The organism is Kamptonema formosum PCC 6407 (genome assembly GCF_000332155.1).
GTDB classification, from domain to species: domain Bacteria; phylum Cyanobacteriota; class Cyanobacteriia; order Cyanobacteriales; family Microcoleaceae; genus Kamptonema; species Kamptonema formosum.
Genome location: NZ_KB235903.1, coordinates 2191757 through 2206702, shown reverse-complemented (window position 1 = coordinate 2206702; position 14946 = coordinate 2191757). Strand labels below are relative to the sequence as shown.

Below are 14946 nucleotides of genomic sequence, written 5' to 3'. Positions count from 1 at the left end.
CCCACCCCCCACCCCCTCCCGATATGAATCCATTCCTGTCGCAAAACCAAAATCAAGTTGTCATCCGCCCCTTTCAATACCGGGACATAGATGCAATTGAGCAGTTGTACGTCCAGACAACAGATTTAGAAGAGAATAAAGTTGCCACTAGCGATCTAGGGTTCAGCAGAAAGTTACAGCAGATTCGTCGCTGGTGTTGGCTGCTAAAATTTTTGAGCCTGTTCCCCAATCCTTGTCAGTACCTTTTCCGCGCCCACGTTGCCGAAGAAAGCGGTCAAGTTAGAGGCGTGGTTCAGGTTTCCCCCTTCAACCGTACCCGCAGCACTTGGCGAATTGATAGAGCATTCGTGGATGCAGAAGCTAGAAGCAAAGGTATCGGCTCGTTACTACTGCGCTATTGCTTTGAAAGCATTTGGGAAGCCCGCACTTGGCTGCTAGAGGTGAATGTTAATGACAAAACCACTCTGGCACTTTATCGGCAGAATGGCTTTCAACCTCTGGCTCAAATGACTTATTGGGCGATCGCGCAAGAGCGGCTTCAACAATTAGCCGAAGCGACACCAGATTTACCCAACCTCTTACCCGTCAGTAACGCTGATGCCCAGTTACTCTATCAATTAGATACTGCATCAATGCCACCATTGGTGCGCCAAGTCTTCGATCGCCACATCCAAGACTTCAAATCCAGCTTTTTGAGAGCTTTAGTTGAAGGAGTTAGACAGTGGGCCGAACGCACTGAGGTAGTGAGCGGTTACGTCTTTGAACCCCAACGGAAAGCCGCGATCGGCTATTTTCAGGTGCAATTGTCCCGTGATGGCGATCGCCCCCACGTCGCCCAGTTGACAGTCCACCCAGCCTATACCTGGCTTTACCCAGAGCTACTTTCCCAAATGGCCCGTCTCGCCCAGGATTTTCCAGCTCAAACCCTACACCTCGCCTCCGCCGACTATCAGCCGGAACGCGAAGCCTATTTAGAACAAGTAGGAGCCAACCGCATCGAAAACACCTTGCTAATGTCCCGCTCAGTTTGGCATAAGCTGCGAGAATCTAAGTCAGTTTCTCTAGAAGGACTCCAGCTATCAGAAGTGCTGCAAAGCTTCCAGCCAGCTCGCAAACCCGTACCGAGTCGAATGTCCTGGTTAGGCCCGATGGAAGAACAACCCAATGGGACACCAGGAGTTCAATCAGATAGCAAGCCAAAATTGTTAGAAGGCTTAGGCGGCCAACCCAATGCAGCATCGGAAATCCCAGCACCTGATGCTAAAACCATTTCGCCGCTAAAATCAGATGTTTCTCCTAATCTTCCTAATCTTAATCAGTTGGGAGTCAACGATAGAACGACATTTTCCTAGACTTTCCTGCAATGTATAGCAGTTGCCAAGGCAGTTAGGACATTCTGAATTTAAAACCCTGATTCTAAACCCTTCTTCCCTCTTCCCTAGCCCCTAGCCCCTAGCCCCTAGCCCCTCTTAAACCGCCTTAGCGGCTGCAAAAGATTTAGATTGCACGTAGCCTGAAGAAAAAATCTCTAGCAAACAAAATTATGGCAACACTTTACGTCAATCCGGGTACAGGCAGCGATTCAGCCTCCGGCAGCCAATCGGCTCCATTTAAAACAATCAGCCGCGCTCTACAGCAAGCTCCATCGGGAACCATAATTCAGCTAGCAGCGGGAACTTACAGCGCTGCTTCCGGCGAAGCCTTCCCCCTACAAATTCCTGCCGGAGTGAAAGTCATAGGCAGCGAAACCAACAAAGGCAGCACCGTTCTGATTCAAGGTAGCGGCAAATTTGTCAGTCCCACCGCAGCGGGTCAAAACGTTACAGTCTTGCTGGCAGAAGGTGCGGAACTGCGCGGTGCAACTGTCACCAATGGCGATACTAGAGGTACAGGAGTTTGGATAGAATCAGTAGCCGCCACAGTCGCTAACTGCACTCTCTCCAAATCCAAGCGAGAAGGCGTATTTGCCACTGGTAGCGCCAAGCCAGCAATTTTCGACAGCGTGTTTACCGAAAATGTCGGTAACGGTTTGGCAATGGCAGGTAGCGCTAAAGGGGAAATTCGCCGCAACAAGTTTCAAAACACAGGTTACGGTATTGCCATCCAAGATAATGCAGCACCTCTAATTGCAGAGAACCAAATTTTGGAAAATCGCTCAGGAATTGTCCTTTCTGGCGATTCGCGACCGATTTTGCGTAAAAATCGGATTGAGAAAAATATACAAGACGGTCTGACGGTGACAGTTAAATCACTGCCAGATATCGGCACTGGTCAAGATGCTGGCGGTAATATCTGGCAAGATAATGGTCAATTTGACTTACAAAATGCTACTTCCTTTAAGATCCTTTCTGTAGGAAACCAGCTAACTGCAACGCGGGTTAAGGGTTTAGTGGAGTTTAGCGGTACAGCTACTCCCACGCCAACGCCAACTCCCACGCCAACGCCAACTCCAACTCCAACACCTACACCAACTCCAACACCTACACCTACACCTACGCCTGGGGGTGGACAGTTTAGCGATATTAGCGGACATTGGGGAAAAGAGTTTATTGAACGATTGGCAGCCAAGGGTATTGTCAGTGGGTTTCCTGGCGGGACATTTAAGCCTAACGATAGTTTAACTCGCGCTCAATATGCAGCTTTGTTAGCTAAGGCGTTTGAACTTAATCCCAGACGCGCTGGTACGACTTTTAAGGATGTGGCGGCGGATTTTTGGGGTAAGGAAGCGATCGATAAGGCAAACAAAGGAGGATTTGTAGCGGGATTTCCAGATGGGACATTCCGACCAAATCAAAATTTAACTCGTACTGAGGCGATCGTGTCTTTGGTAAATGGCTTACAGTTGACGGGTGGGAATCTAAATGCTGTGAGTGTATATGGCGATCGCGCTCAAATTCCCAGCTACGCCATTGACGAAGTAGCAACGGCAACTGAACGTAAGATTGTAGTCAACTACCCCAACCGCAATCAACTCTCACCCATGCGGGAAATTAACCGTGCTGAAATCTGCGCTCTAATCTATCAAGCCTTGGTAGCCATAGGTCGCGCCGATGCGATTAATTCTCCTTATATAGTCTAGGAACTAGGGGAGCGGGGGAGCGGGGGAGCTCTTGAGCGGGGGAGCTCTTGAGCGGGGGAGCGGGGGAGATAGGGTAGCTAAATCCTCCCCATCTTCTCCATCCTCCCCATCCTCCCCACCTTCCCCATCCTCCCCACTCCTCCCCATCCTCCCCATCCTCCCCATCTTCCCCATCTTCCCCATCTCCCCATCCTCCCCATCTCCTCTATCCCATCTCTTCCGTGTAGAGATACCCGCGTCGTTTTATGATTAAAACAATGACAATTTAATCAATCTTTAAGGTTCGATCGCAAAATTATGGCTAAAATTCAATTTTCCAGGGGTATTGACGAAGATGTAATCCCAGATGTGCGCCTCACTCGTTCTAAAACAGGCAATCAGGGTACTGCTACCTTTACCTTTGAAAATCCCAAAGCTCTTAGTAACAGCAGTACAGAAGAAATTACTGGGATGTATATGATTGATGAAGAAGGCGAAATTACGACGCGGGAAGTTAAAGCTAAATTCATCAATGGTCAGCCGGCATCTCTGGAAGCACTATACTTGATGAAATCTGTAGAAGATTGGGATCGATTTATGCGTTTCATGGAACGCTATTCGGAAGAACACGGCTTAGGATTCAGCAAGGCGTAAGCGGTAAGAGGTAATTGATGGTAATTGGGGATGGGTAATTTCCCAGTCCCGATTACCTATTAGTTCAGAGAAATATGTATGACAGTACTTCCTCACCCTGATAGTTCTAAAATAAGTGTGAATTGTGCTGCGATTACTGTCAGCGACACGCGATCGCAGGAAACGGATAAGAGCGGTCAATTAATTAAACAATTACTTTTAGATGCTGGTCATGCAGTCGGGTTTTACACTCTGGTTAAAGACGAACCCGAACAAATTATATCCCAGGTGCGATCGCTCTGCCAGCGCTCGGACTTGGATGCGCTAATTTTCAACGGGGGTACTGGGATTGCGCCGCGAGATACTACTTACGATGCGATCGAGGGTTTGCTAGAAAAGACTTTACCAGGCTTTGGAGAGTTGTTTCGCTGGCTGAGTTATCAGGAAATAGGATCGAGAGCGATCGCATCTCGCGCTACGGCTGGGGTTTATCGAGGGAAGTTGGTTTTTTCTCTTCCCGGTTCTAGCAATGCGGTACAACTGGCTGTCGAAAAGCTGATTTTACCAGAGTTAGTCCACTTGGTTGGACAGTTGCGCTCTGAAAAACACTAAAATTATAGCACAAAAACACCCTTTAGGAGTTCCTATCCTAATTGATAAATTTCCCAAATTGTGTTTTGTCTGGAGTTGAATAATTAATGTCGGTTGGTTAACTTAGGGGGTAATCAGTTTAGCTCCTCAGCGCCTTGCGCTAAAGGATTTAGGTTGGAAAAGTAGATGCGCGACATTAGTATTAGATTTTGGTATAATAGACAATAGACAACGTACTTTAATAAAAGGAAATATTATGCTTAATATTGTCAGAGGCGATGTAAAAAATAAACCTGAGTCTTCCAGAAGACTCGCTGATTACTTTGAGAGTAGAAGAGATGACATTGATGGAAGTTTATATTTAGGATATCCAATAATAGGTACATCTCAAGGAGGTTATCAAATTGATGCTCTTCTTGTCTCTAGGAAACATGGCATTATTATTTTTAACATTGTCGAGGGTACTAAAACTGATATTAATTTGGAAGAAGTACAGGATGAGAGCGTCAACAAAATTCAGGCGAAATTGCTCCAACATAGCTCTCTTACCAATAAGAGAAATCTAATGGTTGAGATTGGCGTTATAACTTACGCACCCGCTTGGAGTCATAAACCAAACGATGTTTCAGAGGAGTATATAGTCGCTATTAATGATTGTGATTTGAAAGAATTTATTCACTTTCAAAAGTGGGAAAATAGTGATTATTTTGAAAAACTAACTTCAGTAATACAAGCCATAACATCCATAAGAAAAAGAAAGCAGCGGAACTATGTCAAGAAAGAAGACTCTAAGGGAGCGAAACTTAGTAAATTAGAGGATTCGATTGCTAATTTAGATAGAAATCAAAGTGCCGCTGTACTTGAAACGGTCGAAGGTGTACAAAGAATTAGAGGACTTGCCGGTTCAGGAAAGACTATAGTTTTAGCCTTGAAAGTTGCTTACTTGCACGCAAAAAATCCTGATTGGAATATTGCTGTAACTTTTAATACCCGCTCACTGAAAGGTCAGTTCCAGCAACTTATTAACACTTTTACTATTGAACATACAAATGAAGAACCGGATTGGGATAAAGTTAAAATAATTCACGCTTGGGGCAGTCCAAATGCAGAGGGAATTTATTATGAAGTTTGCAAGAAACATAATATTGAATATAGAGACTTTCGTGAAGCAAAAAATCTTCCAAATGGTTCTGGTCAAGAATTTGATACAGTTTGTAAAGAAGCAATTGGTAAAATAAAGAAGTTTACCCAATACTATGATGCTATTTTGATTGATGAAGCACAGGATTTTTCCCAACATTTTTTGCGGATTTGTTATGAGATATTGAAAGAACCGAAGAGATTAGTTTATGCTTATGATGAACTACAAAGCCTCAATAATAAGATTATGGAATCTCCAAATGCTATTTTTGGAAAGGATATTAATGGTACACCTCGTGTTCAACTCCAAAACTTACCAAAAAAACCAAAAGAAGATATTATATTAGAAAAATGTTATAGAAACTCTCGCCCAATTTTGGCGACTGCACACGCCCTTGGATTTGGGATTTATCGAGATCAAGGATTAGTCCAGATGTTTGATTATTCTGGATTATGGAGAGATATTGGCTACAACGTTGAGCAAGGAACTTTAGAAGATGGGAAGTCTGTAACGCTTGCTAGAACTGATGAGACAAGTCCTAAGTTTCTCGAATCTCACTCACCTATTGATGACTTAATTACCTTCAAGTCATTCAACAATAATAAAGAACAAATGGAATGGTTAGTCAGTCAAATAGAAACCAACCTAAAAGAAGATGAATTGAAACATGATGACATCATGGTTATACATACTAATCCACTTACCACTAGAGATGCTGTCAGAGAACCTAGAACTCTACTATTTGAGAGAGGAATCAATTCTAACCTAGCGGGGATAACAACTTCCCCGGATGAATTCTTCAGTGAAGAAGCTATTATCTTTACTGGCATCAATAGGGCAAAGGGAAATGAAGCCGCAATGATTTACGTTATAGATGCACACCTTTGTTTCTCAGGTTCTGATCTAGCTAGAAAAAGAAATATTCTATTTACTGCTATGACAAGAAGCAAAGCTTGGCTAAGAGTATTAGGCTATGGTGAAGATATGAGAAGACTGGAAGCTGAATATAATCAAGTTAAGCAAGAAAACTTTGCTCTTAAGTTTACCTATCCTACTGAAAAAGAACGGCAAGAAATGAATCTTGTGAATAGAGATATGAGTCCAAAGGAACGGGATCGGATATTTAAAAACAAAAAAGATTTAAGAGAGCTTCTTGAAGCTCTTAACAAAGGAGAGATTTACAAAGAAGATATACCCCAAGAAATACTAGATGGGCTAAAAGAAAAACTTTTTTAAAAATGGCTAATTATCGAGATATTCATAAACAGATCGCCACCATTACTCGAAAGCTAATTTCAGTAGGTTTATCAGTCAGACAAAAAGAACCTGAAATTTATGAAGAGGATGAGATATATGCAGACATAATAGCTAAGAATATATTGCCAGTGCCAATCAGATTTGACTACGATCCAGATAATCATATAGATATAGATCATCCCAAGTGTCATTTAACTTTGGGGCAGTTTAAAAACTGTAGAATTCCTGTTTGTTCTCCAGTTACACCGAATGCCTTTATCTCCTTTATTCTTCGTAATTTTTATAATACGGCTTTTACCAAGTTTACGGATCAATTTGACTTTTCAAGTGTTCTATTTGATGAAACCATAACCACTGCGGAGAAGAAATTACTACACTTCGCCATTTACTGAAACCTTTAAAAGCATGGGCGATCGCAACTTCTCGTTACCTCCCTCCGCAAAGCTGATAAGGAGAGCTCAACCGCCGATCGCTCAATCTCACCCCTCACTCAATCAGCGCGATCGCTCATCACCCTAGCTAACCTAACCCAGGAAAACCCCACTCAGCCAGCCTCGCTCTAAAAAATAAGCGGAGATTGCTACTTATTAGTTCGGTTATGCGAATATACACTACAGACAGAAGCCGATACTCTGAAGAGAGAGACGATTTAGTATTAAGCCAAAAATCTAAAATCTAAAATGTAAATTTTGCAGGTGGGTGTGTTGTGAACAGTTACTTTTTACCGACCATTAGCGAGATTTTAGCCGAAGATGGGGTTAAAAATGACATCACCTCTTCAGATGCGATCGCGCTGTATGAAAATTCAGACTATTCGCACTCTGGGGTTCGCATCGCTCTCCGACTCAGAGCTCAGCAGGAGTGGTACGCTGCGATCGCCGCTCTTAATCAACTATTAGAACAGGAAAGGGCCGCAGGAAATGAGGGAGAGAAATTTTCCTCTATATCTTCCCCATCTTCCTCATCCTCCCTATCTTCCCCATCTTCCCCATCTTCCCCATCCTCCCCATCTTCCCTATCCCCAATCCCTACCCAATCCCATCAAGGATTAATCTTGTCTGGCCCTTCCTCGGTGTTGACTGACCCTGCATTAGTGAAAAACTTTGCAGCTTGGATTTTTACCAGTAACCCGCAGGAAGCTAACACTTACTTATCTTCGCAAGCTTTACCTCTACTACCAGCACCAGAAGGGACAATATCAGTTCCTCCTACAACACCAGCACTACCTCTTTGTAACGGCGATCCTTTAGCCAACGAGCAGTTTTGTTTGGTGTTAACAGCTAAATTCAGTCTGGTAATGGTATTAGGGGAAAATGCTTTAGGAAATCCCGCCTTTCTATTTTCCTTCGATCCAGCAGTCGTGATGCAAGCTTGGGCCATCTTGCAGCTACGAGTCAAGGATAGCGAGGAATTACTAGCAAGTTTTCCTGAAGGTGCAAACTTTACTTTGAGTAAGTCAGTATCGAGTAGTGCTAAATCGATGGTACTTTTGTTTGAGCAGTTTACTCCGATCGCACCTGACTACAAAATTGTAATGCAGTTTAGCCGCCTGCTATTGCAGAATTTGCCCTTAGAAGAAACTGGATACCGCCAACAGGAGAAAGCAAGAAAAAGTGCAGATTTGGGAACATTATTGCCAAATCCCAAATCTAAAACCCCAAACCCCAAATCCCAAGAGGTAGAACTGCTACAAGCGATCGCTCATGAAGTTCGCACTCCTTTAGCAACAATCCGCACCCTGACTAGGCTACTACTGAAACGTCCCAATCTCGATCCAGTAGTAGTTAAGCGATTAGAAATGATTGACTCCGAATGTACTGCCCAAATTGACCGCTTTGGTTTAATTTTTAGGGCCGTAGAATTGGAAATGTCCCAGGCTAAGCAATCTTCAGTTCAACTAACCGCAATTTCCCTGACTCAAGTCTTTCAAAGTAATCTTCCTCGCTGGCAAAAACAAGCTTGTCAGCGCAATCACACTCTAGAGGTAATTCTGCCACAGAATTTACCAACAGTACTCAGCGATCAGACAATGTTGGATCAGGTTTTAACTGGTTTAATTGAAGATTTTACTCGCACTCTACCAGCAGGAAGTCACATTCAAGTTGGAGTGATGTTGGCGGGAAATCAATTAAAATTACAGTTGGAATCTCAACTACAACCTGGAACTAAAAATGAATCGGCTTTTAAACAAACTCCTAATGGGCCGCTCAAATCTATTGGGCCGCTGTTGATGTTTCAGCCGGAAACTGGTAGTTTGAGTCTGAGTTTGAGCGTGACGAAGAATTTATTTAGAGCTGCTGGGGGGAAATTGGTGGTGCGACAACGACCGCAGAAGGGGGAAGTGATGACAATTTTCCTGCCACTGCAATAGTAAAATAGTACCAGGCTGAGTTTGTGAAAGCGGCTGTATAGAAAGGGGCTAGGGGCTAGGGGCTAGGGGCTAGGGTAAGAAGGGGCTAGGGGCTAGGGGCTAGGGGCTAGGGAAAGAAGGGAAAGAAGGGTAAGAAGGGAAAGAAGGGGAGATGGGGGAGATGGGGGAGATGGGAAGAAGGGAATAGAATCAGCGAGTTTGGTGGAACTCACAACATCTTAACTGCCAAGAAGGTTGCTATAGTTTAACTGATGCTGCTACTGCGGCGCGATCGCAGGCGTTCAACAGAGCCAGCAACCTAAGTACAGAAAAAAAATCAACTTCGTAGGTTATAAAAATATGCTTAAGAAATTAACGATTGCGCTCAGTATCTCCGGGTTCATCTTCTTCTTACCAGTGGGAGGCGTGCTGGCTAATGAGATGATTCCGCCAGAGAAACGGGTTTTAATTCAAGAGCTTTTAACCATTACTGAAGCTGACAAAAACCTTAACCAAATGATGGACTTAATGTTAGCTCAGTTAGAACAACAGTTGCCAACTATTATTGCTAACACCTTGAAAAGTACATCGGCAGAAACAAATGCTGATTTACAGCAGGAAAGCCTGGAAATGGCCAGGAGGGTCATCAGCCGATACCGAGAAATATTGCCCCAGAAAATTAATCTGGCTCAATATGTACAGGAAGTTAGTTACTCCGTGTATGCTAAATATTTTACTGAAAACGAACTCAAAGACTTGATAGCGTTTTATCGCAGTTCAACGGGACAAAAAACAATTCAAGTCATGCCTCAACTTTTTGCCGAGTCTATGCAACAATTCAATCAAAAACTATTGCCAGAATTGATGGAAATCATGAAAGAAATAGTTGAAGAGGAAATCGGAAAAATGCCGACAATTAACAACAAATAATTAAACTGTTAATTAATTATGAGCTCTCGATCGCTCCCGATACCGATCTGGTACAGCAGTGGGTGCGATCGCATCCTCAGAAGAAGTTACAGGCCCTCTGCCTCCACTAGCTCTTCCCCTGTCTACATTCCCTTCTGGCATTGGCTCACTAGCAATCGGCCTGCCCGGAGGAGTCAAGCCACTGGTATCCAAGCTTACCTGCAAATCTTCCTCATCGCTTTCAAAAAGAGGATCGGCAGCCATTCTGCCAGGTTGTCTCCAGCCACCTTTGTCAAAACTTCCCGACAATTCCTCTCCATTACTTTCAGAAAGCGGATCGGCGGCCATAGGGCGACCAGGTTGCCTCAAACCACCTCCGTCAAAACTTTCCGACAATTCCTCTAAATCATTTTCAGAAAGGGGATCTGGTGGAACCATTCGACGGCCAGGTTGCCTCAAACTACCTCTGTCGAAGCCTCCAGACAAGTCCTCTCCATTGCTTTGAGTCCTCGAATCTGAGGCAATTTGGCGACTCGGAGGTGCTGACCGAGTTGCTGGCCCTTGCCAAGTTCCAGCCGAACTAGAAGCGGGTAAACCATTTGTACTCCCGAAAGTAGGAGCATAACCAGTAGGTAAAACAGCATCAGCTTTTTTGGCTTCAGCTTTTTGCTTCTCTTCCTCTTGCTTCTGCTTCAACAATTCTGTGAAACCTTGTACATCATTCTGGATAATGCTTTCCACCCGACCAGAAAATTGAACGTAAGCCTGGTTATGACTGCTAACATCTTGATAAGGCCCAGTGAGTTGAAAAAATTGCCAGCCCTCTGCTTTCAGAGCTTCAGCGGTTTTGCGGTACTGAATCCGAAGGTCGCCATAATGAAAAAACTCATCGATTGCAGCGCTGATCGCTACCATTTGGCTAACGCCGAAGGTAAACCAAATAGCATATTCTCTCGTTTTACTATCGGCGATGTTCAGACTCACGAGTGCTGGAATGACCACCCCGCCAACAATTGTGGTCAGACGCAGACGGTAGTACCATTTCTGAGAATGTTTTGCCTTACCTGAGAGCCAATTTAGTTGATCTAGCCAGCGGGATTTCATTGATTTTTTCTGGAACTCGTTTAGATCCAGTTGGTCAATGATGTCGGACATATCTCTCTTGAAGCGATCGCTATAAGAAGCAGAAGATTTCTTTTTAAACATTGTTTGTTGCTCCCCCTGGTATGCTCGCAGATATCCGTAGATTTTAGATTTTAGATTTTAGATTTCCGATTAGCCACAAACCTCAAGTCAGGCCTTTAGCACTCAGATTCTCATCGTATTTACTGACGGATAGAAAGTCACTACCGCTAACTGGGACAGTTAGGGGCTAGGGAAGAAGGGGCTAGGGAAGAAGGGGCTAGGGGCTAGGGAAGAAGGGGCTACGATGCTCAGGACTAGGGGCTAGGGAAGAAGGGCTGGAAAAATTGTTAGCTGGCGATCGCACTTTTTACAGCAAGTTGCGATCAGATATACCACAAACGCATTAGGTAAATTTGCGAATAAGATAGTTCATTCGGTGGTACGTTTGGTTGCAATTTGCTGTAAGTCCCACTATGAATACCGATCGAGCTGAACTAGCTTTTTCTCACAAATTTTATATCTAAATTCGGTGGAAAATATGTTAATATAAACCATCTCCTATAGTGCTAATGCTGCCCCCTGCTTAGGAGCTATTTTAACGTGAGTTTGACTCGAAATTTAAGCAGATTGAGCGTTCACAATTCTCGGAGTTCATTTGCCTTTAAACACTCATTAAATTGAGAGCGCGATTGCGTCGCAATCACCTTAGATAAATTTACCCACAAAATAATACTATTGACTTTCAACTGAGAATAGGTTACAAATTTGCTTAGCGGCTCCTTGGCTGTCTCTTCAACCAACTGTGTAAGTCCTGACTGCGATGAGTGTAAGGTAGAGCCGCCAATCTAGAAAGGACAAAAATTTTGATAAACCTTCTTAAAAGCCAATGCAGCCAGATTCTCAAAAATCCCCCTATTTGCCTATCGTCTCAGTCATTATCCCTGCATACAACGCTGAACCATTTATTGAAGAAACGCTGAAATCTGTTCTCGCTCAAACTTATCCAGCAATTGAAGTTTTAGTAGTTGATGACGGTTCCCAGGATCGAACCCCTGAAATTGTTGAAGAAATTTGCCAAAAAGATTCTCGTGTCCGACTCCTGAAACAGTCAAATGCTGGAGTCGCTGCTGCTCGCAACTTAGGAATTGAGCACTCGAGAGGAGAATATATTGCTCCGATTGATGCTGATGATATTTGGTATCCTGAAAACATCGAAAAACAAGTTCAATGTATGTTGGAAGGAGGAGAAGAAGTAGGAGTTGTCTATTCGTGGACAATAGACATTGACGAAGAGGGGTTCCTCAACGGGGACATCCACACTTTTATGATTGAAGGCGAAGTGTATGAAACCCTAGTCTGCCACAATTTTTTAGGCAATGCTAGCGCTTCAATGCTCCGGCGTTCTGCCTTGGAGAAAGTTGGCCTGTATGACAGCAGCTACAGAGAACGGAGTGCTCAAGGCTGTGAAGATTGGGATCTGTACCTGCGGTTGGCAGAATTCTATCAATTCCGAGTTGTACCGGAATTCCTAATTGGATACCGCAAAGTGTACAGCAGTATGTCTAGTAATTATACAGCAATGGCGAAGTCTCACACCTTAATGCTGCAAGATGTCAGGCAACGGCATCCTGAAATTCCCGACTTTCTCTACCGATTGTCTACCAGTAATTTTTTAATGTATTTAGCACGCCAAAGCAGCCGGAATGGTAGCGATCGCACCGCACTATTTTGGTTGTTCCAAGCTTTAAAAACTGAGTGCATCTCGCCTTTGTTGCGCTATAGCTTTTATAGATTATTGAGTAAGAGCCTTTTAAACCTATTATCCCAGCGTGGGAAATCTCAGGAGGCTATAGAAAAACCTCTGAAAGCGCAAGAACCGACTTCTGCTGAAATTAAAATCAGCAGCCTGGATTTGCTAGTTGAAAGTAGGCGCAAAAATATCGCATTGATGGTGACGATTGGGAATATTATTCACGGCTCAATTTCCCGCCTAGTCAAGCGAAATCAAGCAAAGATGGACATCCTCCCTCCAATGAACGTTAGCGCCACTCCACCTGCAAAAGCAGAGTTGTCTTATGAAAAAAGAAATTCAGGCTATTAGAACTCTGCTCCCTCTCCTCAAAGTATATCCTTGGGCAATCCCGGCAATGATTTCCTTGGGTATGCTTGCTTCTCTTTCCGATGGCTTTGGGATTAGCTTATTCATTCCCTTTTTGCAAACTTTACAGCAAGAACAAGCTCAGGTTGTAACTGGCAATTCTTTCATTGATTCTCTCAATAAGATATTCGTTGCTGTCCCTGCTGGCTACCGCGTCTTAATCATCCCATTTTGTATTTTAGCCAGCATCATCATCAAAAACTTGATTGTCTATAGTAATTCTGTGCTTTTTGCTTGGTTAAACTCGCGAATTAGCAACAGATTGCGCTGCCAAATTTTCAACCAAACTTTAACCGTTAGCTACTCTTTTTTAGAGCGCAGCGAATCGGGAAAGATTATGAATATTTTGGCGACAGAGAGTTGGCAAACTAGCAAAGCTTTAAGTTTATTTGTTAACTTGATTACCTGTGCTTGTACGATTACTGTCCTGGCGACGCTGTTACTGCTTATCTCTTGGCAACTCACATTAATTATTAGTATAGCGCTGTTTTTGATCTCACAGTTCATCCAGTTTGTAACGCGCCGAGTCAAGCATCTGGCAGAGCAAGCTGTAGACGCTAATTCTCAGTTGGCTGTCCGTATGTGGGAGGGATTAGGGGGAATGAGAGCCATCCGCTCCTTTGGACGGGAACCTTACGAACAAGAACGCTTCGATCGCGCTTCCCAGCAAGTGCGAAACACCTTTTTGCAGCTCGATATCCTGGGAGGACTGATCAATCCACTCTATGAAGTTTTTTCCGCACTCCTCCTGCTAGCAATTTTAGCGATCGCACTCCTGCAAAACCAGTCAGCTATGCCCACGCTGCTGACTTTTTTATTCATCCTCTACCGCTTGCAACCGCAGGTGCAACAGCTAGATGTCGCGAGGCTAGGTTTAGTTTCTACCGCCAGTTCTGCTGCACTGGTGATGGCTTTTTTAGACACTTCTGATAAACCTTACATCCGCTCTGGTACCGTTCCCTTTGATAAGTTAAAGCAGGCGATCTATTTTGAGTCAGTTTCCTTAACTTACAATCCTGAAGATCGGCCGGCAATAGAGGCTGTTTCCCTGGAGTTAAAACGCGGCCAAACCACTGCTTTAGTGGGACCGTCGGGTGCGGGAAAATCGACCATTATCAGCCTACTGTGTCGCTTTTATGAGCCAACATCAGGAGAAATTTATGTTGACGACTGCCCCTTAAAAGAACTGAATTTAATCGACTGGCGCAAGGGGATTGCGATCGTCAGCCAAGATGTCCATATCTTTAGCGGGACGGTGAAGGATAATATCGCCTACGGGCGTTTAGAAGCAACGGAGGCAGAAATTTTTGACGCGGCAAAACTGGCCAATGCTCACGATTTTATCAGCCAACTGCCGGAAGGGTATGACACGAAAGTAGGCGATCGCGGCGTTCGGCTTTCTGGCGGACAAAGGCAGCGCATCGCCCTCGCTCGCGCGATCGTCCGCGACCCGGATATTCTAATTCTAGATGAAGCAACGAATGCTCTCGATAGTATTGCCGAAAACTTGATTCAGGAGGCCCTCAGTACCCTCAGCCAGAATCGCACCGTTATTGTGATTGCTCACCGCTTATCGACAATTGAAAATGCCGATAAAATTATTGTCATGGAAAATGGCAGAGCGATCGAACAAGGCAACCTTCAGCAGTTGCTAAAACTTGACGGCCTCTTCGCCAAGCTTTATCACCTGCAACATCGCAACGTACAAAACTAAGTACAAAGCT

General features: G+C 44.1%; 12 protein-coding genes. 11 read left to right on the top strand and 1 reads right to left on the bottom strand.

Annotated elements, in window-relative coordinates; all coding sequences use genetic code 11:
* Positions 1 to 23: 23 nt before the first annotated feature.
* The 9 genes from OSCIL6407_RS0114740 (at position 24) to OSCIL6407_RS0114700 (ending at position 9960) form a co-directional block, all read left to right on the top strand.
* Positions 24 to 1352: a GNAT family N-acetyltransferase gene (locus OSCIL6407_RS0114740; protein ID WP_007356447.1), complete on the top strand. Its 1329-nt coding sequence runs from the start codon at positions 24 to 26 to the stop codon at positions 1350 to 1352.
* Between the two features lie 191 nt (positions 1353 to 1543).
* Complete coding sequence (locus OSCIL6407_RS0114735) at positions 1544 to 3079, top strand: DUF1565 domain-containing protein (RefSeq protein ID WP_007356448.1); 1536 nt, start codon at positions 1544 to 1546, stop codon at positions 3077 to 3079.
* Positions 3080 to 3110: 31 nt separating this feature from the next.
* Positions 3111 to 3332 (top strand): hypothetical protein, encoded by a 222-nt coding sequence (locus OSCIL6407_RS36490; protein WP_083893661.1) that lies wholly within the window; start codon positions 3111 to 3113, stop codon positions 3330 to 3332.
* 44 nt (positions 3333 to 3376) lie between these two features.
* A complete protein-coding gene (gene psb28, locus OSCIL6407_RS0114725; protein ID WP_007355369.1) occupies positions 3377 to 3712 on the top strand; it encodes a photosystem II reaction center protein Psb28 in 336 nt (111 codons plus the stop codon).
* 78 nt (positions 3713 to 3790) lie between these two features.
* The gene (locus tag OSCIL6407_RS0114720) at positions 3791 to 4303 is read left to right on the top strand and encodes a MogA/MoaB family molybdenum cofactor biosynthesis protein (RefSeq protein ID WP_007355370.1); all 513 of its coding nucleotides are present in this window, start codon (positions 3791 to 3793) and stop codon (positions 4301 to 4303) included.
* A gap of 235 nt (positions 4304 to 4538) precedes the next feature.
* On the top strand, positions 4539 to 6659 hold the full coding sequence (locus OSCIL6407_RS0114715) for a DEAD/DEAH box helicase (protein WP_007355371.1): 2121 nt from the start codon (positions 4539 to 4541) through the stop codon (positions 6657 to 6659).
* A 2-nt stretch (positions 6660 to 6661) separates the two neighbouring features.
* Positions 6662 to 7072: a DUF2290 domain-containing protein gene (locus tag OSCIL6407_RS0114710; protein ID WP_007355372.1), complete on the top strand. Its 411-nt coding sequence runs from the start codon at positions 6662 to 6664 to the stop codon at positions 7070 to 7072.
* A gap of 314 nt (positions 7073 to 7386) precedes the next feature.
* Positions 7387 to 9051: a sensor histidine kinase gene (locus tag OSCIL6407_RS0114705; protein ID WP_007355373.1), complete on the top strand. Its 1665-nt coding sequence runs from the start codon at positions 7387 to 7389 to the stop codon at positions 9049 to 9051.
* 339 nt (positions 9052 to 9390) lie between these two features.
* Positions 9391 to 9960 carry a DUF2059 domain-containing protein gene (locus OSCIL6407_RS0114700; protein WP_007357526.1) on the top strand — a complete coding sequence of 190 codons (570 nt, stop codon included), beginning with the start codon at positions 9391 to 9393 and terminating at the stop codon, positions 9958 to 9960.
* A gap of 12 nt (positions 9961 to 9972) precedes the next feature.
* Here OSCIL6407_RS0114700 and OSCIL6407_RS0114695 read toward each other — a convergent pair whose 3' ends face one another.
* Complete coding sequence (locus OSCIL6407_RS0114695) at positions 9973 to 11145, bottom strand: DUF4231 domain-containing protein (RefSeq protein ID WP_007357525.1); 1173 nt, start codon at positions 11143 to 11145, stop codon at positions 9973 to 9975.
* 805 nt (positions 11146 to 11950) lie between these two features.
* On the opposite strand from OSCIL6407_RS0114695, the gene OSCIL6407_RS0114685 reads away from it, so the two are divergent.
* Together OSCIL6407_RS0114685 and OSCIL6407_RS0114680 are read left to right on the top strand one after the other, a co-directional pair.
* Positions 11951 to 13165, top strand: a complete 1215-nt coding sequence (locus OSCIL6407_RS0114685) for a glycosyltransferase family 2 protein (protein WP_007357523.1) — start codon at positions 11951 to 11953, stop codon at positions 13163 to 13165.
* Entirely contained in the window at positions 13140 to 14936 is a 1797-nt protein-coding gene (locus tag OSCIL6407_RS0114680) for an ABC transporter ATP-binding protein (protein WP_007357522.1), read from the top strand. Before OSCIL6407_RS0114685 ends, OSCIL6407_RS0114680 begins: the two co-directional genes overlap by 26 nt.
* The last annotated feature ends 10 nt before the right edge of the window (positions 14937 to 14946 follow it).

Bases quoted from the DNA above. Each gene is read 5' to 3' on its own strand.
- OSCIL6407_RS0114715 (WP_007355371.1), top strand. From the start codon at position 4,539: ATGCTTAATATTGTCAGAGGCGATGTAAAAAATAAACCTGAGTCTTCC.
- OSCIL6407_RS0114735 (WP_007356448.1), top strand. From the start codon at position 1,544: ATGGCAACACTTTACGTCAATCCGGGTACAGGCAGCGATTCAGCCTCC.
- OSCIL6407_RS0114700 (WP_007357526.1), top strand. From the start codon at position 9,391: ATGCTTAAGAAATTAACGATTGCGCTCAGTATCTCCGGGTTCATCTTC.
- OSCIL6407_RS0114740 (WP_007356447.1), top strand. From the start codon at position 24: ATGAATCCATTCCTGTCGCAAAACCAAAATCAAGTTGTCATCCGCCCC.
- OSCIL6407_RS0114695 (WP_007357525.1), bottom strand. From the start codon at position 11,145: ATGTTTAAAAAGAAATCTTCTGCTTCTTATAGCGATCGCTTCAAGAGA.
- OSCIL6407_RS0114720 (WP_007355370.1), top strand. From the start codon at position 3,791: ATGACAGTACTTCCTCACCCTGATAGTTCTAAAATAAGTGTGAATTGT.
- OSCIL6407_RS0114680 (WP_007357522.1), top strand. From the start codon at position 13,140: ATGAAAAAAGAAATTCAGGCTATTAGAACTCTGCTCCCTCTCCTCAAA.
- psb28 (WP_007355369.1), top strand. From the start codon at position 3,377: ATGGCTAAAATTCAATTTTCCAGGGGTATTGACGAAGATGTAATCCCA.
- OSCIL6407_RS0114685 (WP_007357523.1), top strand. From the start codon at position 11,951: ATGCAGCCAGATTCTCAAAAATCCCCCTATTTGCCTATCGTCTCAGTC.
- OSCIL6407_RS0114710 (WP_007355372.1), top strand. From the start codon at position 6,662: ATGGCTAATTATCGAGATATTCATAAACAGATCGCCACCATTACTCGA.